Raw genomic sequence first — 21,567 nt, 5'->3', positions numbered from 1 at the left:
TAAAGGTTGTTAACTAATTTTTGGCGAGTGCCGGCAGGCTCCAGCGGAGGCTGGTGTACCAAAGACGCCCCGCCAGATTGGGGATGTACTGCGGGTTTGTCTGCCCGAACAGGTTGTCGATTCCGGCCTGAACCGTAAGGTTTTTGATGGTTTTACCGGCCGAGAGGTTCCAGAGCATATAGCCCGGCACATATTCCGGCGCGGCGTCGAGAATCACGTTGCCGTTGCGGTCCGAAAACCCGTAGCGACCCCGGTAGATTCCCCGCAGGTTCACGGTCAGGCCCTGTTTGGACAGCTCATAGAACAGCTTGATATTGGCCATGTGTTTTGAGCGGTTGTATAATCCGCCATAGTCAGCCGGCTTCACGCGTTGGGTAGCCAGGGTTTCCGGATCGCGCCGGTAGACTTCGCCCCGTTTTATCTGCGCAACCACCGTTTTGTCGCCCGTCAGCAGGAATTGGTAACCGGCACTGATCTTCAGGATCCCGTTGCCTGCCGTGATCCGGTAGCTGCCGTCGAATTCGGCGCCCTGCGTAAAGACGCGGTTGAGGTTGACATAGCTGAATACGCTTTGTCCGTTGGTTTTCAGGGCAACCGCCCGGGTCTCAATCAGGTCGCGGATATCATTCCGGAACAGGTTGATGCTGAACGTAACCGGCAATTTGCAGGCCGTCTGTAAATCAGCCGTTACGCCAAGGTTATAGGCAACCGAACTTTCGGCGCGGATGTCGCTGAACTGCGCCGGGTCGGTAAGTACCTCGGCAATCTGGCCCAGCTGTTGCAACCGCGACAGGCTGTTGACCAGCTCATGGGTTCCGAAAACGCTGTAGCCGACCACCGAATTATCAAAGTTGAGGTACAGCTGCCGGAAGTCCGGTGCCTTGAACCCGACGCCGGTACTCCCCCGCAAGGCAAAGGTCGGGGAGAGTTCGAACCGCGCCGACGCTTTCGGGCTGAACTGACTGGCATACTGCGAATGGTTGTCGAACCGCCCGCCGACGATAATGTCCCACCGCCGGTTTGGCAGCCATTCATACTGCGCATACGCGTACCGGTTACTGAACCGCTGCCGGTCGGTATAGCGCGTGGCTACCACACTCTCGGCATTGTAGCCCAGACCCAGCGTCAGCAGATGTTTCCGGTTGAGGTAATGATCAATCTGTACCTCGGGCCGGTTAAAGCGTTGGTCAAAAAAACTCTGGTCATACACCTTGCCGTCGTTCTGGTAGCGCAGGTCGGTTTCGGTCCGGTAATAGCTGCCATAGAACCGGCCGGTTAGCTTCCAGTGCTGGTTAGGGCGGTAGGTAAGCACGGGATTCAGGTTGCGGTCGGTGATCATGCCCGGCCCGGCCACAACTGAACCCGCCGTGGCTTCGTAACGATTTTCCTGTTTCTCACTAAATGATCGTCCCGAGACACTAAGCGTAAGCCGGCTGCTGATATCGGCCGTTACGCGGCCGCTGAAGGTATAGTTGGCAAACGGCGATACGGTATTGCCCGCTGTTTCGGGCGAAAGGTCGTACCCCGCCGAGCCGTACCGGTTAGCGAAGGCATACACCCCGATTTTGCCACGGCGCAGGCCCAGGTCACCGGCCAGATCGCTGGTGCGGTTGGCGCCGTACCGGGCTGATACCGAGGCATTGATTTGCCGGCGTCCCGAACCGCCCGCATTGTCGGTAATGATATTGATGACACCGGCCAGTGCTTCGGAGCCGTACAGACTCGACGATGGCCCTTTGACAATCTCAATCTGTCTGATGTTGCCGACCGCCAGCCGGTTGAGTTCCAGCGTACCGGCCGTGCGGCCGATCAGCGGCTCGCCGTCGAGCAGAATCAGGGTATATTCCGGAGCAAACCCCTGAATCTGTACCCCCTGTCCGTGGTCGGTAACGATGGCCAGGCCGGTTTGTTCCTGTAACACATCGTTGAGTCGCAGCGATCCCATTTGCCGGATTTGCTGCTTGCCGATAACGGTCACCGGCATCGGCAAGGCACCCATCGGGCGCTCGGTGCGGGTGGCTGTCACGACAACTTCATCCAGTTTGCGGCTTTTTAAGGAGTCTGTGCGGGGTTGGGGGCGATCCGGTTGTAGCGGACCGGATGTGCCCCCGACCTGTAGCACAGCGAAAAGAAACGCATTCAGTAACGTTGGCATGGCATTAACGTGTTGACAGGGCCAGGTCGGCAACAACTTGCTGCCACTCCGGTTGTTCCGGCTGGCCGGGTTTGCGTTTGCCGAAAATCTGGGCAATCTGAGTGCCGGCAGCGTCGAAGAGTTCGAGGCTGGTTACGATGCCATCCGTCGTTGGCTTTTTAACCACCCACGCCGACGCAACCTGATCTTCGCGCAGGTGAAGGTTAAAGGCCGGATCGAGCACGTTAAACCACGGCCCCATCGTGACCAGTTTCTTCACTGGTCCGGTATGGATCTGAATGCAGCCACGGTTGCCGACAAAGATCATAATCGGCTGGCCGGTTTCGGAAACCCGCCCGAATACCGCGCGGACGGCTTCCATAGACGTTTGGGTGGCCAGGCCTGCGGGCGCGAGCCGCATGGCCTGTAGCCTGGCGACTTTAAACGTCCGCAACATGCCGAAGAAGTCGTGGGTGTCCTTCAGGTTACGCCAGGCATCCTGAAAATCAGCCACGGCAATATCGCTGTCGGGCGTTTCGGGCGATGGGTTGGGTTTAGGAATAGTGGCTAAAAAAGAAGGTTGATCCGGTGCCCGGAAGGCCTCGACAAGCTGGTGATACGCCGCCAGGTTGCTGTGTTCAGTCAGGTAAATTTTATGCACTGCCTCGCCGTCGGCCGTAAAAAACTGGAGGCTCCGGCGGTCGTTTTCGTTGACGGCAAACCCGAATGCCCAGCTGCTCATGAACAGCCGCAGGTCAATGTCGTCCCCTAAAACGAGGCCCATCTGCCCGGTAAACGAAACTTTTTCGTACACGCCTTTGCGCTCGTGAACCACGCTGTCGTTGCGGGTCAGGGCCATCACATGCCCAAGGCCCGTTACTTGTTTCAGCAATTCGCGGAAATCGCCTTCCAGCCGGATGGCTGTCTCGCCCACACCGGTGGCTACCAGTTCGGCTTCGCTGACATGGAGTTGGGCCGCGGCTTCGCGGATGCGGCTTTTCGGGTTTTCCAGTTTATAGGCTGCGTATTGTGCTTTGAGATCAGCTGTGTTGGTTACCATATGAATTATGCGGTTAATGCTTGATAATGAGGTTGTCGCGTTGCGGGAATAACAATGGGATAATCGAGTGTCGGCTGGTCAATGATCTGTACATCAAGACCGAATGCCTGCCGGATGCTGGAAGGCGTCAGGGCGGCGGCCGGTGTTCCGAACGCCAGTGACTGGCCCTGATGGAGCAGCAGCACCTGATCGGCATACTGCATAATCAGATTCAGGTCGTGCAGGATCGTTACGACCCCGTAACCCTGCCTGGTCAGCTGTCTGGCCTGTTGCAGCAGGGCGTGCTGGTAATAGAGGTCAAGGCCGGTCGTGGGCTCATCGAGCAGCAGAAACTTCGGGGTCAGAATATCGCTGTCAGGATGCATAAGTTCATGGTAGTCAATGAGCTGTGCCATGACTTTTGCCAGAAAAACACGCTGCTGCTCGCCCCCGGACAGGCTCAGGACGGAGCGGTGTGTCATCTGCGCGAGACCGGTCTGTTGCAGCACATGGTCAACCACGGCGAGGTCCTGCCCGGTTGGCTGGTGATCGAAGTGTGGGTAGCGACCCATCATCACCAGTTCGTAGACACTGAACGGAAACGTCAGCGTATGGTGCTGCGACAAAACGGCGCGGCATTTGGCCAGATCACGTGCCGAATACCGGCTAAGGTCCTGCCGGTTAAGCTGTATGGTGCCCGACGAAGGGGTCAGATCGCGGCTGAGCAGTTTCAGCAGTGTCGATTTTCCGGCCCCGTTGGCCCCCGCGACGGCAACCAGTTCGCCGGCGCGGACGCGGACCGTCTGTGGCTGGAGCAGCGTACGGCCGCCAACGCTGTACGAAATATGTTGGGCGTGTATCATGCGTGTGTTTGTGAACGGTTTTTAAGCAGGATATACAGAAAAACAGGCGCGCCGGCCAGCCCCGTGATGATGCCGATCGGCAGTTCGGCCGGCGCCACGAGCGTACGGGCTACCAGATCGGCAAGGGTCAGGATGATGGCACCCAGTAAGCCCGAGGCGGGCAGTACCAGGCGGTTATCGGCGCCCGCCATTTGCCGGATCAGGTGCGGAACCACCAGCCCCACAAACCCGATCATCCCCGAGACAGCAACGGCAACACCAACCCCCAGCGTGGTCAGCAGAATGACTGACCCCTTCAGCCGCCCGACATTGACGCCGAGATGCCCCGCCTGACTCTCGCCGAGCGTGAATGCATTCAGCGACCGGCTGAGCCGTGGCATCAGCAGGAGGGGAGCCAGCAGAAAGGGACCTGCTACCTGTAGAACCTCCCGGGTGGCTCCGCCTAAGCTGCCGAGGCTCCAGAACGAAATGGCTCTCAGCTGGGCATCATCAGCCATGTAGACCAGTAACCCTCGGCAGGCTTCGCACAGTACGTTGACCGCAATGCCTACCAGCAGCATGGTTGAGACAATAGTCCGGCCTCCCTGCCGGGACAGGAAATAAACCAGTACCGTAGCACCGACGGCTCCGGCAAAAGCGGCCAGTGACAGGGCATAGAGACCGGATAGCGCTGATAAGCCCGTGAAGAGCTTGACCTGCAGGACAATCATCACGACGGCCATCAGTGAGGCACCCGACGAAATGCCAATCAGTCCGGGATCGGCCAGCGGATTGCGGAACAACCCCTGAATGCTGGCGCCGGCCATACTCAGCACCGCCCCGACCAGCACGCCCAGCAGGATTCTCGGCAGGCGGATCACCAGCAGAATCGTTTCCTGCTGCGCATCGACCGGGCCGGTTTCCAGACCAATCTGTTTCAGCAGAATCGCCACAACATCGGCTACCGGAATCGCCAGCGCACCGATTCCTACGGAGCAGATCATCGTGATCAGTAACCCGATGGCCAGGCTACCGGTCAGCCACCGGCCTTTGGCGGCGGGAGGCGTCTGCACCCGTGGCGGTGCCTGAACAGGGCGTTCGGCCGTTACGTTTGCCGGCATATTAATGAAGGGTAAGGACTGAGTCGTTTAGTTTCCGGCTAAGCTCCTGCACGGCAAGGCCCAGCCGCGGGCTGAAACCGGTCATGAGTTGTCCGTCCATTTCGATGACGGCCTTGCTGCGGCCCGCGTTCGTTTGGGCTACGCCAGGTACTTTGAGTAAACCGGCCATGCCGTCCAGACTCTCTAAGCCGCTGCTGAAGAGAAGAATAACGTCCGGATTGGCACTGACAAGCGCCTCGGCGGTGAGTGGTTTAAAACTGTCGAAGCCGGTTACGGCGTTTTGTCCGCCGGCAAGTGTAATCAGCTGGTCAACCGGTGTATGCTCGCCGGCCACCATCATGTTTCCGGCTCCCCGGGCATAGATGAACAGGACTTTTTTGGCCTTCGCCGGTTTCTGCACACGAGCCAGATCAGCGTCGAGCTTGCGGACCAGGGCTGAGGCTGGTGTCGGTTTCCGGAACGCCGTTCCCACTTCCTGAATCAGTTTTTTCGCGCCTGCCACGCTGTGCGTCTGTTCAAAAAACAGGGTCTTTACGCCTGCCTGCTCAAACTGCCGGATCAGCTCGGGCTTGATATCCATGCTCGTGGCGCTTTTGGTCCCGACAATCAGGGTGGGTTGCAACGCCAGTACGGCTTCGGCGCCGATGTTACGGTTGTGCCCCACTTTCGTGACGTTTTCCATCGCCGCCGGATAGGTGCTTGTGACATCAACCCCTACAATTTGTGCTTGCAGACCGAGGCCGCAGAGAATTTCCGTTACCGTTCCGTTTAAGGAGACAATCCGCTCCGGTTTACCCTGAGCCAGTACCTGTGTATACCCGAATGTACAGGTGGTTATGATAACCAGTATGTTAGCTGCCTTTCTCCAGATCATGCCGCGTTTTTACTTTATTTATTGTTATTTAGATCAAATTTAAATAATGTTGCAAAGTAATCGGGTAAACGCTTTTCGTGACTTACGCAAACCGGATTATTACCTACGAAATCGGGAGCAACCACCTTCCCGGTCAATCCTGAAGCCGGATCTGCCGGTAAACAAACAGGCCGGAAAATAACGAAGCATATGCCATTTGACTGGACACTACGCGACGGAAAGCAGCAGCTTTTCATTCATGATTATTGCCCCGACGCAACCGGTTTACCGGAGCGCCGGATCACCGATATTGACAAGGGGCAGAACCGGGAACTTAGTGAGGTGCTGATTCCCGGAAAGCTGATCATCCGCTGGGGACGGCTGGTTTGTGCCGGACCACTCGGTGTGCAGTTTGCGAACCCACAGCGGCAGCTGGATATGTTCTTTGCGCTGTCGGGTGAGTTGAGGCGGTATCAACCTGACGGGGTGTCGTCAGTTATTTGCGGGTCCGGGCAACATACGCTGTTTCACGAACCAACGGGCCGGTTGTGCATGGACGTGGCTGCCGACAGCCTGCTTCAGTTTGTCAGTGTGCGCTGGCATCCCGACTTGCTCTATTCACTGGCCGAAACCTATGGTGATCCGCTGGTGACACTGGCGCAGCAGGTAATGGCGGATGAGCCGATGCCGCTGACCGCTACTGGATTACCGGTCGTCTCGTCGCTGCATACGGTGCTGATGCAACTGGTGGAGGTATCGCTTTCCGGCTGTTTGCTAAAGCTGTTTCTGGAGGCTAAAGTCATGGAATTGCTGGTGCTTCAGCTGAAACAGTTTCAGGAACTGGAGGCCGGCGCTGACCGGATGCCGGTTCCGGCGACGGATTTCGATAAGCTGGAAGAGGTGCGCCGGATTCTTCAGCAGGAATTTACCCGCCCGCCCACCTTAGCAGCCCTGAGCCGTGCGGTCGGCCTGAACGAATTTAAATTAAAGAAGGGTTTCCGGGAAACTTACGGGACGAGTGTATACGATTGGGTACTGAATTACCGGCTTGATGTCGGGTATCAGTTATTGCAGCAGCAACTGTCAGTAAGTGAGGTCGCATACCGGATCGGTTACCAGCATCCGGCCCATTTCACCACAGCCTTCCGCAAAAAATACGGTATTCCGCCCAGTCAGATAAAGGCCATTTAGGTAAAAAATAGCGTTTGTGCGTTAAAAATGGTATCTCGTTGTCTTATGGGAGTATATGGGTTAGACCCACATGCCTGGATCGGCTGTATACCCTGAACTTACTAACGTTTTTCGCACTTATGGAGCTTTCCATTCACAACTGGATGCGGGCCGAACCCGTTGAAAAAACAATCCGCCGTATTGCTCAGCTTGGCTACACAAAGCTTGAAATTCAGGGTGAACCATCCCTTTACGATACAAAAAAAATCGGCGCATTGCTGAAAGAGGTGGGCATGACCTGCTGGGGCTCGGTGACGCTGATGCTCGAAGACCGTAACCTGCTGGCCAAAGACCCTGCCCAGCGCGCAAAGTCGGTGCAATACATCAAGGATGTGGTGACGATGGTAAAGGAACTGGACGGACACATGGTTTCGGTTGTGCCGGGAACCGTCGGCAAAATTGTGCCGGATGGCCGTCCGGACGATGAGTGGAAATGGGCCGTCGACGGTATGACGCAGATTTATGAATACGCCGAATCGGTAGACATCCTGCTGGGCATTGAGCCGATCAACCGCTTCGAGACCTATTTCGTCAACCGGGGCGATCAGGCCCTGGCGCTGGCCAGAGAGGTAGGACCGCGCTGCGGGGTTTGCCTCGATACCTTCCACATGAATATTGAAGAAGACGATATGTTTGACGCCATCCGCCGGGCGAAGGGGCGGCTGGTGGGTTTCCACGTGGCCGACAGCAACCGCATGGCGCCGGGAATGGGTACGCTGAACTGGCCGAAAATCATCGGTACACTCCGGGAAATCGGCTACGACGATGTGCTTTCCGTGGAGTTCTGTGCGCCGCTCGACCGTACACCCGCTAACCCGTATCCAAATTCAATCGACGAAAATCCGGAAGATCTGAGCGCAGAGCAAAAGAAATTCCTCGAAGACCACGGCAGTTCTTCGGTCACCGAAGAGTTTTATACCATGCTCACCCGTAAATCGGCCGAAACGCTGCTGCCATTAATTTAATCATCTCATTGCCAGTTTATAAATGAAAATTACAAACGTTGAAGCCTTCTGGCTGCGGTGCCCGATCCCGAAAGAAAAACAGCATGCATCCGATTACGGGTTGCTGACAAACTTTGATATGACGCTGGTGGTCGTAACGACCGATTCCGGTTTACAAGGGTTCGGCGAGGCCAAGGCAGCGGTAGGTTCGTCGGGCGTGTGTGCGTCGATTGTCAGCTGCATCGAAAACGAAATCAGGCCGCTGCTGATCGGTCAGGATGCGCGCCATATCTCACGCATCTGGGAGATTGTCTATAACGGCACCCGCGACCATTATGCGCTGAAACGCGGCCGCGGATTTCCGGTGCTGGGTCGGCGCGGTATAACCATTTCGGCTCTCAGCGGTGTGGATACGGCGCTGTGGGATATTAAAGGCAAGGCGCTGGGCGTACCGGTGGTCGATTTGCTGGGCGGTGCCTGCCGCGATCAGATGCCGGCCTATGCCAGCGGCGGCTGGGCCGGTGTTGAGAAGATCGGCGAGCAGCTCAACGGCTATGTTTCCAAAGGCTTTAAAGGCGTGAAAATGCGGGTTGGCGTCATGGACGAAACCGTTCAGGCCAGCATTGACCGCGTTCGGGCGGCCCGCGAAGCACTGGGCGACGGCATTAAGCTGATGGCCGATGCTCACGGCACCTACAGCGTGCCGGAAGCCAAACAGTTTTGCCGGGGTGTGGAAGACTGTAACCTTTATTGGTTTGAAGAGCCGATCAGCCCCGACAACCGCCACGGAACGGCGGAGGTGCGGGCATCGACGTCGATTCCGATTGCGGCCGGCGAAAGCGAGTACACCTGTTTCGATATCCGTGACCTGATCGAAGTCCGGGCGCTGGACGTTGTTCAGCCCGATTCAGCCATTATCGGCGGTATTTCCGAAGCGATGCGGGTAGCGCATCTGGCCCGTACGCACCAGCTCGAACTGGCGCCGCACTGCTGGGGTTCGGCGTTCTCCTTCATGGCGGGCGTGCATATGGCCTTTGCTGCACCGGCCGCTACGATTGTCGAGTTTTCGCTGGGCGGTAACCCGATGATGTATGAGCTTGTGAAAGAACAGATTACCGTAACGGACGGCCAACTTGACGCACCAACGGCCCCCGGCCTCGGTGTTACCCCGAACTGGGAATTCGTAAAAGAATTCAGCCAGAAGATCTGAGTAAATCCTGAACAACCAAAATCTCTCTTCAGTCATGGCAAGAGCCATTCGCATCAATCACGTAACGCTGATCGTGGATAACCTCGAGAAAGCCGGCGAGTTTTACGCCAACGAACTGGGTCTGGAAATCCTTCCGGCGTTTAAGTTCGATTACCCGGTTATGTTCTTCAAGTTCAACGAGACGCAGCAGCTGCACATCTCGGAATGGGAAGATACCACCTCTTTCCGGGGCCATATCTGTGTGCAGGTCGATGACTTTAACCCGATCTTCTGGCGCATGAAAGAACTGGGTGTGGTCGATGTTACGCCATGGGGCAAGGTGCGTCGGTTGCCGGATGGTGCCATGCAGATGTTTGTCCGTGACCCGTCGGGCAACCTTGTCGAAATCTCATCAAGCCCGACCTACGAACCCGATCCGGCGATTTTCGAAGACGAACTGTATGCCGACGGCCTTTATGTATCGAACCGTAATGATTTCCGGGGCGAACGTTCCGAAAACGCGACGCTGTATCACGAGTAACCATGCAGAAAACTGTTTTGCTGCTTGAAACCGTAGCTGAAGAGGCGGATGCCCTGCTGCACGATACTGTGCGGGTGCTGACGGCCTATGGTGAGCGGCCTCTGGCGGATATTTTACAGAACGAGACGATTCACGCAGTCATTACGCGGGGCAAAGGGCAGGTAAATCAGGCATTGCTGGATGCCTGCCCGGCACTCGAAGTGGTGGCCCGCTGCGGTGTAGGACTCGATAACGTGGATGTACAGGCGGCAACGGCGCGCGGTATCCGGGTGATTAACGCGCCCGGTGCCAATGCCGCGACGATTGCCGAACATGCGATGTCGCTGATGCTGATGCTGGTCCGGAATATGTACAACTCGGTATCGCAGGTGCGGGCCGGTAACTGGAACGGACGGAATCAGTACAGCGGTGACGAACTGACGGGCAAAACGCTGGGCATTCTGGGGTTGGGCAACATCGGACGGCGCGTGGCCCGGCTGGCCGAAGCCTTTGGCATGCAGGTCGTTTACTGGGATCTGAGCCAGAATCCGTCCGTGAATTATCAGGCGCTGCCGCTGGAAGAGCTGCTGGGGAAGGCGGACGTGATCAGCCTGCACCTGCCGCTGACGCCCGAAACCGACCGGCTGCTGAATGCAGACCGGCTGGCGCTGCTGAAACCGGGGGCGTTTCTGATTAACACCGCCCGGGGCGGACTGATCGATGAGCAGGCGTTGCTGAACGCACTCAATGACGGACAACTCGCCGGTTTCGGGGCCGATGTGCTGGCTGAAGAACCGCCTGCTGCCGATGATCAGCTTTCCCTGCACCCGAAAACTATGATTACTGCGCATGTGGGTAGCCTGACCGCGACTACCTATCGTACTATGTGTATGTACACCGTGCAAAACGTACTGACATTTCTGGCCGGCGATGCGCCTGTGCCGGAAAGTGTGTTCAACCGCGTAGCGCTCGGTCTGTAAGGCGGTTGCCTCTCCCAAACCTTTTTATTTGACCTTGTTTTATGTTTTCAACGTTCAAGCTGAGCAAATTAGCCCTTGCGCTGTCAGGCTTCGTGTTGTTCGGAACGGCCTGGGTACGTATGCAGGATGCCGGCACGTCGCAGCCTCCGGCTCCCAATCCTAAACTCGATAAGCTAAAATTACTACCGGGCTTCAAAGCGGAGCACCTCTATAGTCCCTCCGAAAATAAGCAGGGTTCATGGGTCTCGATGACCTTTGATAACAAGGGCCGGATGATCGCCTCTGACCAGTACGGCCGGTTGTACCGGCTGGAAATACCGCCTATCGGTGGTGGTCAGGCAAAGGTTATGCCGCTCAACATCAAGCCGCAGCCCGGGGATACCACAAAAGCCAAAATCGGCCTTGGCTACGCGCAGGGGCTGTTATGGGCCTTTAACAGCCTGTATGTCATGGTTAACCACCGGAGCGATAAAACCTTCCCGACGGGCAGTGGTTTGTACCGGCTTCAGGATACCGACGGCGACGATCAGTTTGACAAGATTACCCTCCTGAAGGCCTTAAAAGGGGAGGGCGAGCACGGACCGCACAGTGTGGTGCTGGCGCCGGATAAAAAGTCGATCTATGTGATCTGCGGCAACCATACCGATGTGCCGGAAATGGATAGTTACCGCCTGCCGAAAGTCTGGAAAGAAGATAACCTGTTCCCGCAGATTAAAGACCCGCGCGGCCACGCAAACGACCGGATGGCACCTGGGGGCTGGATCGCCAACATTGATTCTCTCGGCAAAAAGTGGGAACTGGTCAGCGCCGGTTTCCGGAACCCGTTCGATATTGCGTTCAACGAGGCAGGGGATATGTTTACCTACGACTCCGACATGGAGTGGGATTTCGGCTTGCCGTGGTACCGGCCGACGCGTATCTGCCATGCAACGAGCGGCAGTGAGTTTGGCTGGCGTACCGGTAACGGCAAATGGACACCGGCCTTCCCGGATAACCTGCCGCCGGTGGTGAACATCGGACAGGGCTCACCGACCAACCTGATGTCGGGCCGGAATGCACGGTTCCCGCAACGCTACCGGCAATCGCTGTTTGCGTTTGACTGGAGCTTCGGGATTATCTATGCCATCAGCATGAAACCGCAGGGCGCATCGTATGTCGGTGAACGCGAAGAGTTTATTTCAGGATCGCCGCTGCCGCTGACCGACGGAGCGATCGGCCCCGACGGCTCAATGTATTTCCTGACTGGTGGCCGCGGGCTGGAGTCTGATTTATACCGGGTGTATTACGAAGGCAGCGAGTCAACCGCCGCGTCAGTCGCTTCGGCCCCGACGCCGGAGCATCAGTTACGCACTCGTCTGGAGGCCTACCACGGTGATCCGAATCCGGCAGCATTGGCCGCCGCATGGCCTAACCTGAACCATCCGGACCGGTTTGTGCGGTATGCGGCGCGTGTGGCCGTTGAGCACCAGCCGGTTGCTACCTGGCAGGATAAGGCATTGGCCGAAAAAGACCCGCAGCGGCTGATTCAGAGTATGATTGCGCTGGCTCACCACGGTGCTCCGGCACAGCGTGATGCCATGCTGAAAGCCCTGACCGGTATTAACGCCAAAGCCCTCACCGAGCCGCAGCAGATCGATTTGTGGCGGGCCTTTGAACTGACGTTTTTGCGGATGGGCATTCCTGACGGAGCCGTCCGGAATGAGGTCATTGCGTATCTGAACCCGTATTTCCCCGGAAAGAATGCCTTGCCGAACCGCAGCCTGAGCAAGCTCCTGATTGCGCTGGAAGCGCCGGGGATCGCGGCTAAAACGCTGACACAACTAGCGCTGAAAGACGAGCCGGGCGGCGGTAATGTCAACGGCGAAATGACCAATAACTCCTCGGATCTGATTCTCCGGAATCCGCAGTACGGGCTGGATATTGCCAGTATGCTGGAGAAGGTGCCGCCGGCCCAGCAAACGTATTACGCCACGATGCTGAGCCGACTCAAAACCGGCTGGACACCGGAACTGCGCGAAACGTATTTCAAGTGGTTTGCCAATGCGTTCAGGTATCAGGGTGGCAATAGCTACATCGGCTTTGTCGACCGGGCACGGAAACTGGCGCTGGCCAACGTGCCGAAAGAGCAACTGGCACAGTATGCCAAACTTTCCGGCGAAGAGCTGCTGACCTCGTCAGGAAATGATCTGGCGGGCAATTATACGCCGAAAGGCCCGGGGCGTGGCTGGAAAGTCGAAAACGCGCTCGCTATGCTGGATACCAACATGCGGAATCCGGACTTTAACCGTGGCAAGCAGATTTTCGGAGCGGTCGTCTGTAACCGGTGTCATACGATACGGGGCGAAGGTCGTGATATAGGTCCTGATCTGACGCAGCTGGGTACCCGTTTCTCGAAAAAGGACATTCTGGAAGCTATTATTGAGCCGAACAAAGCCATTTCGGATCAGTATGCATCGACCATTTTTTACTTAAAGAATGGACAGTCGGTGCTCGGGCGGTTAATCAGTCAGGATAACACCAGTTATTCGATTTCGCAGAACCCGTTTGCTGCCGACTACCTCCGGAAGATTCCGAAGAAAGATGTGGTTAATACCAAATATTCTACCGTGTCAATTATGTTGCCGGGGCTGATCAACAGCCTGAATCCGGGCGAACTGAGCGATTTGATGGCGTATTTGATGTCGGGTGGAAACGAAAAACATTCGTTGTACATGGCGACTAAATCAGAGAAAAAATAACCAACAACCCCTGTTAACCTATATGTCATTAATCACCTCACGCCGTTCTGCGCTCAAAAACATGGTAGCGGGCTCGGCCATTCTGTCGGGTACGGCCGCGCTGACCGATGCCTTTGCGGAGGCACAGCAGTCGCTCGGCGCCGAACTGAACGGAAAAATCAACCATTCAGTGGCCCGCTGGTGCTACAGCAAAATTCCGCTCGATGACCTCTGCAAAGCGGCTAAGGACATGGGCATTAAATCGGTGGAGCTGCAAGGCCCTGCCGAGTGGCCGACCATCAAAAAATACGGCCTGACGTGTGCGTTGCCGTGGGGTGCCGGACTGGGCATCGAAAAAGGATTCAACAATCCGGAGCTGCATGATGAGCTGGTGAAAAGCTACGAAGAGCACTTCCCGAAACTGGTTGCCGCCGGGTATGATAAAGTGATCTGTTTTTCGGGCAACCGCAAAGGTATGTCCGACGAGCAGGGCATGGAAAATGCGGTAAAAGGCCTGAAGCGTCTCATGCCCGCCGCCGAAAAACACGGCATCACGATGGTGATGGAGCTGTTGAACAGCAAGGTAAACCACAAGGATTACCAGTGTGACCATACGGCCTGGGGCGTAGAACTGTGCAAGCAGGTCGGTTCGGAGAAGATGAAGCTGCTGTACGATATCTATCACATGCAGATCATGGAAGGCGACGTGATTGCTACGATCAAGAAATTCCACCCGTATTTTGCGCACTACCATACCGGTGGTGTGCCGGGCCGTGCCGAAATCGACGATACGCAGGAGCTGAATTATCCGGCCATCATGCGGGCCATTGTTGATACCGGCTACAAAGGATTTGTCGGTCAGGAGTTTGTGCCGAAGCGCGATCCGCTGGCCTCGCTCAAGCAAAGCATCCAGATTTGCGACGTTGCCTGAGGCTATTGACCCCACCCCAACCCCTCCCCTTGGAGTAAGGGGAGGGGCTTTAGAAACCTGAAACGCACCCCTTCCCTGATTTCAGGGGAAGGGCTTTTTTTTGCTGTAGGGTCATTAGGCAATTCGCTGTACCTTTGCGGCCTGAACAAAAACGGTCTACCTACCGTTGGTACAGTGCTATGGCAATTGACTATCAACAACTCCCATCACCCTGCTTCGTGCTGGAGGAGGCAAAACTCCGCCGGAATCTGGAACTGATAAACTCGGTTCAGCAGCGTGCAGGCATACAGATTATTGTGGCCCTGAAGGGCTTTTCGATGTTTAGTGCGTTTCCGCTGGTGCGGGAATATCTGCCGGGGGCAACGGCCAGTTCACTGAACGAAATTAAACTCATTAACGAGTACATGGGCATTCCGGCCCACACGTACATGCCTGCCTATCAGTCGCATGAGTTTGAGGAAGTGCTGTCGCGTAGCAGCCACCTGACGTTCAATTCCATGAACCAGTGGGAGAAGTACCGGGAACGGGTGGCCGCGTATAATGCGTCGGTTGATCCTGAAAACCAGGTGAGCTGCGGTATCCGGGTCAATCCGCAATATTCGGAAGTGGCAACGGATATGTACAACCCCTGCGTGCCGGGTTCCCGGCTGGGCGTTACGCGCGACAAACTGCCGGCGTCTCTGCCCGATGGCATGGAAGGAATTCATTTCCATACGCTCTGCGAAAATGACTCTTACACCCTCGAACGCACCCTCGAAGCGCTGGAAGCCCGGTTCGGCGAACTGCTGCATCAGGCCAAATGGGTGAACATGGGCGGCGGCCACCTCATGACCCGCGAAGGCTACAATACCGACCACCTGGTGGAACTGCTGACCCGGTTCCGCGAGAAGTATAACGTGGAAGTGATTCTGGAACCAGGCTCGGCCATTGGCTGGCAAACCGGCGTATTGGTATCGTCGGTGCTGGATGTGCTCGATAGCCAGGGCATTCCGGTGGTGATACTCGATACATCGTTTGCGGCCCACATGCCGGATACGCTCGAAATGCCCTATAAACCACGGATTATCGGGGCTTATCACGAGCCGGTTGCCGGTAAGCCAACCTACCGCCTTGGCGGCATGACCTGTCTGGCCGGTGATTTCATGGGCGACTATAGCTTTGACGAACCGCTCAAGGAAGGCGACCTGGTGGTGTTCGACGATATGATTCACTACACGATGGTGAAAACAACCACCTTTAATGGAGTAAATCTGCCGTCAATCGGCATTTGGAAAGAAGATAACACCTTCCGGCTCGTACGGTCGTACGGCTACGAAAGCTTTAAGGACCGGCTGAGCTAAGCCGTACCGGAAACGGTTCCGGGCCTGTGAGCTGCGTCGTGCCGGATGGGTGTTTTATGCGCTTAGCGTTATAAACCCGTTACTCCATCCATCATGCGTAGTTACTCATGGGCCCGGACGTTTGTTCTGGCCGTTGTCATGTTGCCGGCCCTTGGCCAGAAAATGGTTAAACCGGTCGAAAATGACCGCTTGCTGCCCCTCGAAACCGTCAGGGTGGAGGGCTATATCGGTGAACGACTGAACGCTTCATACGAGCACCGGATCATGGCCCAGGATGTAGAGCATCTGGTCGCGCCGTTCCGGACCCGGACCGAATCAACCCGCTGGCAAAGCGAGTTCTGGGGTAAATGGTTTACCTCCGCCGTTCAGGCTTACAAGTACCGCCCCGAACCACGCCTGAAAGCGGTGCTGGACAAAGCAGTGGCCGGTTTGCTGGCAACACAAACCCCCGACGGCTACATCGGCAATTATGCCGAAGATAAACACCTCCAGCAGTGGGATATCTGGGGGCGTAAATACTGCATGCTGGGCCTGCTGGCTTATTACGACCTGACCGGCGATAAAAAAGTCCTCGACGCCACCCGCCGCCTGGCCGACCACCTCATCAATGAACTGACCAACCGCAATACACTGATTGTCAAAACGGGAAATTACCGGGGCATGGCCTCCAGCTCGGTACTTGAACCGATGACGCAGCTGTATGTACGAACCAGTGATAAACGCTACCTGGATTTTGCCGAAGAAATTGTCCGCGAGTGGGAGACCCCCGATGGTCCGCAGCTGATGGCGAAGGCCACGCAGGATGTATCGAAGCGGTTTCCGCGCCCCAAACAGCACTATGGCTACGAACAGGGGCAGAAAGCCTATGAGATGATGTCGTGTTACGAAGGGCTGCTGGAACTCTACCGGCTGACCGGCAAAGCGGCGTATAAGACAGCCGTTGAGCAGACATGGACCAATATCCGCGATACAGAAATTAACATTGCCGGTTCGGGGGCGAGCACGGAAATGTGGTTCGGCGGGAAAAACCTGCAAACCCTGCCGGTCCGGCATTATCAGGAAACCTGCGTGACGGTGACCTGGATTAAGCTCAGTCAGCAGTTGCTGCGCCTGACAGGCGAAGCGAAGTACGCCGATGCCATTGAACAAAGTTACTACAATGCCTTACTGGCATCTATGCAGCCGGATGGTGCCGACTGGGCTAAATATTCGCCGTTGTCGGGACAGCGGTTAGAGGGCGAAGGACAGTGCGGCATGGACCTGAACTGCTGTGTCGCCAGCGGGCCGCGCGGGCTGTTTACCCTGCCCGCCACCGTTGTAATGGGCGACCGGAGCGGGGCGGCGGTAAACTTCTTTGTAGCAGGTCAGTATACGTTCAAAACGCCCAAAGGGCAGACGGCGCAGTTGATCCAGCAAACAACCTATCCCGATGCCGGTACTGTCAGTCTGAAACTGGCGCTGCCGAAAGCTGAGGAACTGACGCTGCAACTCCGCATACCGGCCTGGAGTGCCCAAACCACGTTGCTGGTCAATGGCCAGCCCGTCGACGGAGTGAAAAGCGGGGAGTATGCCAGCATCCGGCGAACATGGCAACCCACCGACGAGGTGACGCTTTCGCTGGATATGCGGGGGCGGCTGGTACGCATGGGTAATTTGTCGGAATACGTCGCCGTTTTGCGCGGACCGCTGGTGCTGGCCCGTGACAGCCGGCTCGATAAGGTCAGTGTTGACGAGCCGCTGAATCCGCTGACCGATAAGGAGGGCTTTGTGGTCCTGGAGCCGGTAACACCCAAAAATCCGGCGGTCTGGGTCGCGTTCAGGGCAAAGTTTGCGCTGGAGTCGCATCTCGAACGGGGTGTGCCGCCGGTTACGCTCACCCTCTGTGACGTGGCATCGGCCGGCAATACCTACAACGATCAGTCGCGTTTCCGGGTCTGGCTGCCGCAGCTGGTTGATACGGTGAAATTGCCGTAGGCTACAGGTTGACTTCACGCCGGAAAATACGCTACTTGCCAAGGTAAAACCAACGCTACGAACGATATGAATCAACATGTTACAGCAATAAGCCGGTTGCTGACAGGGCTGCTGCTGCTCTGCCTTGTGCCGCAACTGAACGCACAGGTTATCACGGCTCCGCAGATTGACGCACTGGTCGAGCGGACGCTGACGACATTTTCGGTACCGGGCATTGCCGTGGCCGTGGTTAAAGACGGGAAAGTGGTGCATGCCAAAGGCTACGGTGTCCGGTCGCTGCGAACCAGGGAGAAGGTGGACGAAAACACGATGTTCGGCATTGCGTCGAACAGCAAGGCGTTTACGGCGGCGGCGCTGGGTATCCTGATGGACGAAGGCAAGCTAACCTGGGATTCGAAAGTGATTGATTTTATTCCGGAGTTCCGGATGTACAACGCCTACGTAACCGAGGAATTTACGATCCGCGATTTGCTGACCCACCGCAGCGGCCTGGGCCTTGGTGCCGGTGACCTGATGTTCTGGCCCGATTCGAGCAACTTCACGCTGAAAGACGTGATTCATAACCTGCGTTACCTGAAACCGGTATCGGGTTTCCGAACCAAATACGATTACGATAACCTGCTCTACATGGTGGCCGGCGAGGTCATTCAGCGGGTTAGCGGTAAGACCTGGGAGGCCTTTGTGGAAGAGCGGATTATGAAGCCTTTGCAGATGAACGGCAGCGCCGGCTCCTACGAACGGCTGCCGGATAAGGTCAATGCGATTGATGCCCACGCGGCAGTAAACGGTACGGTACAGGTAATCAGCCGCGACAAGTTCCGGTTCGGTCATTCGGCCGGCGGGATTAATTCCAGTGTTTCGGACATGGCGAAATGGGTGACCATGCAGCTGAACCGCGGGAAGTACGGCGACGGCAAACGGCTCTTCAGCGAGTCGGTGCACAACGATATGTGGGCTCCGCAGACGATTACACCGGTTAGCCCTGTGCCGGTTCCGCCCTACAATACGCACTTCTCAGCCTATGGTCTGGGCTGGGGGCTATCCGATGTAAAAGGCTACAAACAGGTAACCCACACCGGCGGTCTGGCCGGGATGGTGACGCAGGTAACGCTCCTTCCGGAGTTGCAGCTGGGCATTATCGTCTTTACGAACCAGCAGGTCGGAGCCGCGTTCAGCGCCGTAACGAACACGATCAAAGACAGTTACCTGGGACTGCCGCCAACGGACTGGGTGAAACTCTTCGGTGACCGTGTACAGAAAGGACAGGCGGAGGCCGATGCCATTACCAAATCGGTCTGGGAAACGATTACGAAAGAACAGCAGAGCACGACCGCTAAACCGGCCATCGCGCCATACCTGGGCACCTACCGCGACAACTGGTTCGGCGATGTAGTAATCAGTCAGAAAGACAACCGGTACTGGTTTACCTCGGTGCGGTCGCCCAAACTGACCGGTGAGCTGTTTTATTACAAAAACAACACGTTTATCGTTAAGTGGAACAACCGCAGCCTGGATGCCGATGCGTATGTTATGTTTCAGGTTGATGAAGACATGAAGCCGTCGCGGATTACGATGAAGCCGATTTCGCCGCTGACCGATTTCAGTTTCGACTTTCAGGATCTGGAGCTGAAGCGGGTGAAGTGAGTTAAGTAATAATAGTGGAATATTGGTGGCACGCCCGGCAGCCGGCCCTGTTTGACGGGGCTGGCCATCCAGTCGTGCCACCACTTAACTTAAACGGAGTAGAACATGCTACTGAAAAGCCGTTATATAGACGTTTTTTCATAAAACAAAGGCTGACGGGGAAAATACTTTTTTTGAGGAAGCGGTCCGCTGATTGCCAGATAATTATCCGGATGTACCCTAAATTCCGTTTCCGAATCCCGGTAATTTTCGTAATTTTACATCCCGTAACGACGAAAACAGGTTTTCAGACATGGCGTCTACGGGCTCAAAATCCGCAAAATACATCTTTGTTACAGGCGGTGTAACATCTTCTCTTGGCAAGGGCATTATTGCTTCATCGCTTGCTAAATTACTTCAATCACGAGGTTTATCGGTAACCATCCAGAAGTTCGATCCCTACATCAACGTTGATCCGGGCACACTGAATCCATATGAACATGGAGAGTGCTACGTCACTGATGACGGGGCCGAAACGGACCTCGATCTTGGTCACTACGAACGTTTCCTTAACCGGCCAACGTCGCAGGCCAACAACATTACTACGGGGCGGATTTACTACAATGTAATCAACCGCGAACGCCGTGGGGACTTCCTTGGGAAAACTGTACAGGTTGTACCGCATATTACCGACGAAATCAAGCGTAACATCCGGTTGCTGGGCGATACGGGTGAGTACGACATCATCATCACCGAAATCGGCGGCTGCGTAGGCGACATCGAGTCCCTGCCTTTCGTGGAGGCTGTCCGGCAGCTGAAGTTTGAACTGGGCGAAAAAGATACACTGGTCATTCACCTGACCCTGATCCCGTATCTGCAGTCGGCCGGCGAGCTGAAGACCAAGCCAACCCAGCACTCGGTGCGTATGCTGCTCGAAAACGGCGTTCAGCCGGATATTATCGTGTGCCGGACCGAACATCCGCTGCCGATGGAAATCCGCCGCAAAATTGCGCTCTTCTGTAACGTACAGGTCAACTCCGTGATTGAGGCAATCGACGCGGAAACGATCTACGACGTACCGCTCCTGATGAAAAAGGAAAAGCTCGACCAGCGCACGCTGTACATGCTCGACCTCTACAACGACCAGGACGCTGATCTGGACGCTTGGAAAGACTTCCTTGGCCGCCTGAAAAATCCGTCGGATACCGTCCGGATTGGTCTGGTCGGTAAGTATGTGGAGCTGCACGATGCCTACAAATCCATCGCTGAATCATTCATCCACGCCGGTGCCGAAAACGAGTGCAAGGTGAAACTGGAGTGGATTCAGTCGGAAACGCTGGTCGATGAGCACCACTGTGCCGATGTACTGCGCGAACTGGACGGGGTACTGGTGGCGCCGGGCTTCGGCGAACGCGGTATCGACGGCAAAATCAATGCCGTACGCTTTGCGCGGGAAAACGGTATTCCGTTCCTGGGCATTTGTCTGGGAATGCAGATGGCCGTAATTGAATATGCCCGGAACGTACTGGGTCTGGAAGAAGCCCATTCGACCGAAATGAATCCGGAAACGCAGGTTGCCGTAATCGGTTTAATGGAAGATCAGAAAAACGTGACCGAAAAAGGCGGTACGATGCGGGTTGGTGCTTATCCGTGCAAAATCAAGCGTGATTCAATGGCGCACAGAATTTACGGCAAGACAACCATCAGCGAGCGTCACCGTCACCGGTATGAGTTCAACAACGAGTACCTGACGAAATTTGAAAAGGCAGGCATGAAGGCAACCGGTATTAATCCGGAAAGCGGACTGGTTGAGATCGTGGAAGTACCGAACCACCCATGGTTTGTGGGCGTTCAGTTCCACCCTGAGCTGAAAAGTACGGTCATGGCACCGCACCCTTTATTTGTTCACTTTGTGAAAGCCGCCCTCGCCTATTCTCAGAAAAAACAGAATTATCTGCCTGAACCAGCGGCAGATACGGCCGTACTGTCGTAAGACGTAAGGTCCTGATTAACTGCACAGCCCACTACTGTTTCGCTCCGGACAGAGTGGGCTGTGTGCTTATCGGCAGTAAACCCGGATGAATGGTATGACATCACCGTTGGTTAACCCGGCATTTCCCCGTAATTTTG

16 protein-coding genes are annotated in these 21,567 nt (G+C 55.9%); 11 read left to right on the top strand and 5 right to left on the bottom strand.

Translation table 11 applies throughout. The annotated features are described in order from the left end of the window. Nucleotides 1–13: 13 nt before the first annotated feature. Genes AC23NW_RS13830 through AC23NW_RS13810 form a run of 5 tightly spaced genes read right to left on the bottom strand, consistent with a single transcriptional unit; the run spans nucleotide 14 to nucleotide 6,010 of the window. A complete protein-coding gene (locus AC23NW_RS13830; protein WP_487450223.1) occupies nucleotides 14–2,155 on the bottom strand; it encodes a TonB-dependent receptor plug domain-containing protein in 2,142 nt (713 codons plus the stop codon). Nucleotides 2,156–2,159: 4 nt separating this feature from the next. Beyond that, entirely contained in the window at nucleotides 2,160–3,194 is a 1,035-nt protein-coding gene (locus AC23NW_RS13825) for a hemin-degrading factor (protein ID WP_487450222.1), read from the bottom strand. Nucleotides 3,195–3,199: 5 nt separating this feature from the next. Next, entirely contained in the window at nucleotides 3,200–4,036 is an 837-nt protein-coding gene (locus AC23NW_RS13820) for a heme ABC transporter ATP-binding protein (protein WP_487450220.1), read from the bottom strand. Then, nucleotides 4,033–5,136, bottom strand: a complete 1,104-nt coding sequence (locus tag AC23NW_RS13815; protein WP_487450219.1) for a FecCD family ABC transporter permease — start codon at nucleotides 5,134–5,136, stop codon at nucleotides 4,033–4,035. Before AC23NW_RS13815 ends, AC23NW_RS13820 begins: the two co-directional genes overlap by 4 nt. A 1-nt stretch (nucleotide 5,137) precedes the next feature. Next, nucleotides 5,138–6,010, bottom strand: coding sequence for a heme/hemin ABC transporter substrate-binding protein (locus AC23NW_RS13810; RefSeq protein ID WP_487450218.1), 873 nt, complete (start codon nucleotides 6,008–6,010; stop codon nucleotides 5,138–5,140). 189 nt (nucleotides 6,011–6,199) lie between these two features. Between AC23NW_RS13810 and AC23NW_RS13805 the strand changes: the two genes are divergently transcribed. The 11 genes from AC23NW_RS13805 (at nucleotide 6,200) to pyrG (ending at nucleotide 21,430) form a co-directional block, all read left to right on the top strand. Continuing rightward, nucleotides 6,200–7,180 carry a helix-turn-helix transcriptional regulator gene (locus AC23NW_RS13805; protein ID WP_487450216.1) on the top strand — a complete coding sequence of 327 codons (981 nt, stop codon included), beginning with the start codon at nucleotides 6,200–6,202 and terminating at the stop codon, nucleotides 7,178–7,180. Between the two features lie 119 nt (nucleotides 7,181–7,299). Then, nucleotides 7,300–8,184 carry a sugar phosphate isomerase/epimerase family protein gene (locus AC23NW_RS13800; protein ID WP_487450214.1) on the top strand — a complete coding sequence of 295 codons (885 nt, stop codon included), beginning with the start codon at nucleotides 7,300–7,302 and terminating at the stop codon, nucleotides 8,182–8,184. Between the two features lie 22 nt (nucleotides 8,185–8,206). Further along, nucleotides 8,207–9,373: a mandelate racemase/muconate lactonizing enzyme family protein gene (locus AC23NW_RS13795; protein WP_487450213.1), complete on the top strand. Its 1,167-nt coding sequence runs from the start codon at nucleotides 8,207–8,209 to the stop codon at nucleotides 9,371–9,373. Nucleotides 9,374–9,407: 34 nt separating this feature from the next. Further along, nucleotides 9,408–9,893 carry a VOC family protein gene (locus AC23NW_RS13790; RefSeq protein WP_293836236.1) on the top strand — a complete coding sequence of 162 codons (486 nt, stop codon included), beginning with the start codon at nucleotides 9,408–9,410 and terminating at the stop codon, nucleotides 9,891–9,893. 2 nt (nucleotides 9,894–9,895) lie between these two features. Then, nucleotides 9,896–10,852 carry a 2-hydroxyacid dehydrogenase gene (locus tag AC23NW_RS13785; protein WP_487450211.1) on the top strand — a complete coding sequence of 319 codons (957 nt, stop codon included), beginning with the start codon at nucleotides 9,896–9,898 and terminating at the stop codon, nucleotides 10,850–10,852. A 41-nt stretch (nucleotides 10,853–10,893) separates the two neighbouring features. Next, the gene (locus tag AC23NW_RS13780; protein WP_487450209.1) at nucleotides 10,894–13,590 is read left to right on the top strand and encodes a c-type cytochrome; all 2,697 of its coding nucleotides are present in this window, start codon (nucleotides 10,894–10,896) and stop codon (nucleotides 13,588–13,590) included. Between the two features lie 22 nt (nucleotides 13,591–13,612). Beyond that, nucleotides 13,613–14,500: a hydroxypyruvate isomerase family protein gene (locus AC23NW_RS13775; RefSeq protein ID WP_487450207.1), complete on the top strand. Its 888-nt coding sequence runs from the start codon at nucleotides 13,613–13,615 to the stop codon at nucleotides 14,498–14,500. Nucleotides 14,501–14,679: 179 nt separating this feature from the next. Continuing rightward, nucleotides 14,680–15,840: a carboxynorspermidine decarboxylase gene (gene nspC / locus AC23NW_RS13770; protein WP_487450205.1), complete on the top strand. Its 1,161-nt coding sequence runs from the start codon at nucleotides 14,680–14,682 to the stop codon at nucleotides 15,838–15,840. Between the two features lie 93 nt (nucleotides 15,841–15,933). After that, on the top strand, nucleotides 15,934–17,814 hold the full coding sequence (locus AC23NW_RS13765) for a glycoside hydrolase family 127 protein (protein WP_487450204.1): 1,881 nt from the start codon (nucleotides 15,934–15,936) through the stop codon (nucleotides 17,812–17,814). A gap of 66 nt (nucleotides 17,815–17,880) precedes the next feature. Then, complete coding sequence (locus AC23NW_RS13760) at nucleotides 17,881–19,458, top strand: serine hydrolase (protein ID WP_487450202.1); 1,578 nt, start codon at nucleotides 17,881–17,883, stop codon at nucleotides 19,456–19,458. Between the two features lie 292 nt (nucleotides 19,459–19,750). After that, entirely contained in the window at nucleotides 19,751–21,430 is a 1,680-nt protein-coding gene (pyrG, locus tag AC23NW_RS13755; protein WP_487450201.1) for a CTP synthase, read from the top strand. Nucleotides 21,431–21,567 lie beyond the last annotated feature (137 nt).

This window comes from Arsenicibacter sp. R0_47 (genome assembly GCF_057652235.1).
Note: the sequence above shows the minus strand (reverse complement) of the source record. Positions and strands in the feature narration are given on the sequence as shown.

Bases quoted from the DNA above. Each gene is read 5' to 3' on its own strand.
- AC23NW_RS13760 (WP_487450202.1), top strand. From the start codon at position 17,881: ATGAATCAACATGTTACAGCAATAAGCCGGTTGCTGACAGGGCTGCTG.
- AC23NW_RS13805 (WP_487450216.1), top strand. From the start codon at position 6,200: ATGCCATTTGACTGGACACTACGCGACGGAAAGCAGCAGCTTTTCATT.
- AC23NW_RS13830 (WP_487450223.1), bottom strand. From the start codon at position 2,155: ATGCCAACGTTACTGAATGCGTTTCTTTTCGCTGTGCTACAGGTCGGG.
- AC23NW_RS13800 (WP_487450214.1), top strand. From the start codon at position 7,300: ATGGAGCTTTCCATTCACAACTGGATGCGGGCCGAACCCGTTGAAAAA.
- pyrG (WP_487450201.1), top strand. From the start codon at position 19,751: ATGGCGTCTACGGGCTCAAAATCCGCAAAATACATCTTTGTTACAGGC.
- AC23NW_RS13785 (WP_487450211.1), top strand. From the start codon at position 9,896: ATGCAGAAAACTGTTTTGCTGCTTGAAACCGTAGCTGAAGAGGCGGAT.
- AC23NW_RS13825 (WP_487450222.1), bottom strand. From the start codon at position 3,194: ATGGTAACCAACACAGCTGATCTCAAAGCACAATACGCAGCCTATAAA.
- AC23NW_RS13775 (WP_487450207.1), top strand. From the start codon at position 13,613: ATGTCATTAATCACCTCACGCCGTTCTGCGCTCAAAAACATGGTAGCG.
- AC23NW_RS13765 (WP_487450204.1), top strand. From the start codon at position 15,934: ATGCGTAGTTACTCATGGGCCCGGACGTTTGTTCTGGCCGTTGTCATG.
- AC23NW_RS13815 (WP_487450219.1), bottom strand. From the start codon at position 5,136: ATGCCGGCAAACGTAACGGCCGAACGCCCTGTTCAGGCACCGCCACGG.
- AC23NW_RS13780 (WP_487450209.1), top strand. From the start codon at position 10,894: ATGTTTTCAACGTTCAAGCTGAGCAAATTAGCCCTTGCGCTGTCAGGC.
- AC23NW_RS13790 (WP_293836236.1), top strand. From the start codon at position 9,408: ATGGCAAGAGCCATTCGCATCAATCACGTAACGCTGATCGTGGATAAC.
- AC23NW_RS13820 (WP_487450220.1), bottom strand. From the start codon at position 4,036: ATGATACACGCCCAACATATTTCGTACAGCGTTGGCGGCCGTACGCTG.
- nspC (WP_487450205.1), top strand. From the start codon at position 14,680: ATGGCAATTGACTATCAACAACTCCCATCACCCTGCTTCGTGCTGGAG.
- AC23NW_RS13795 (WP_487450213.1), top strand. From the start codon at position 8,207: ATGAAAATTACAAACGTTGAAGCCTTCTGGCTGCGGTGCCCGATCCCG.
- AC23NW_RS13810 (WP_487450218.1), bottom strand. From the start codon at position 6,010: ATGATCTGGAGAAAGGCAGCTAACATACTGGTTATCATAACCACCTGT.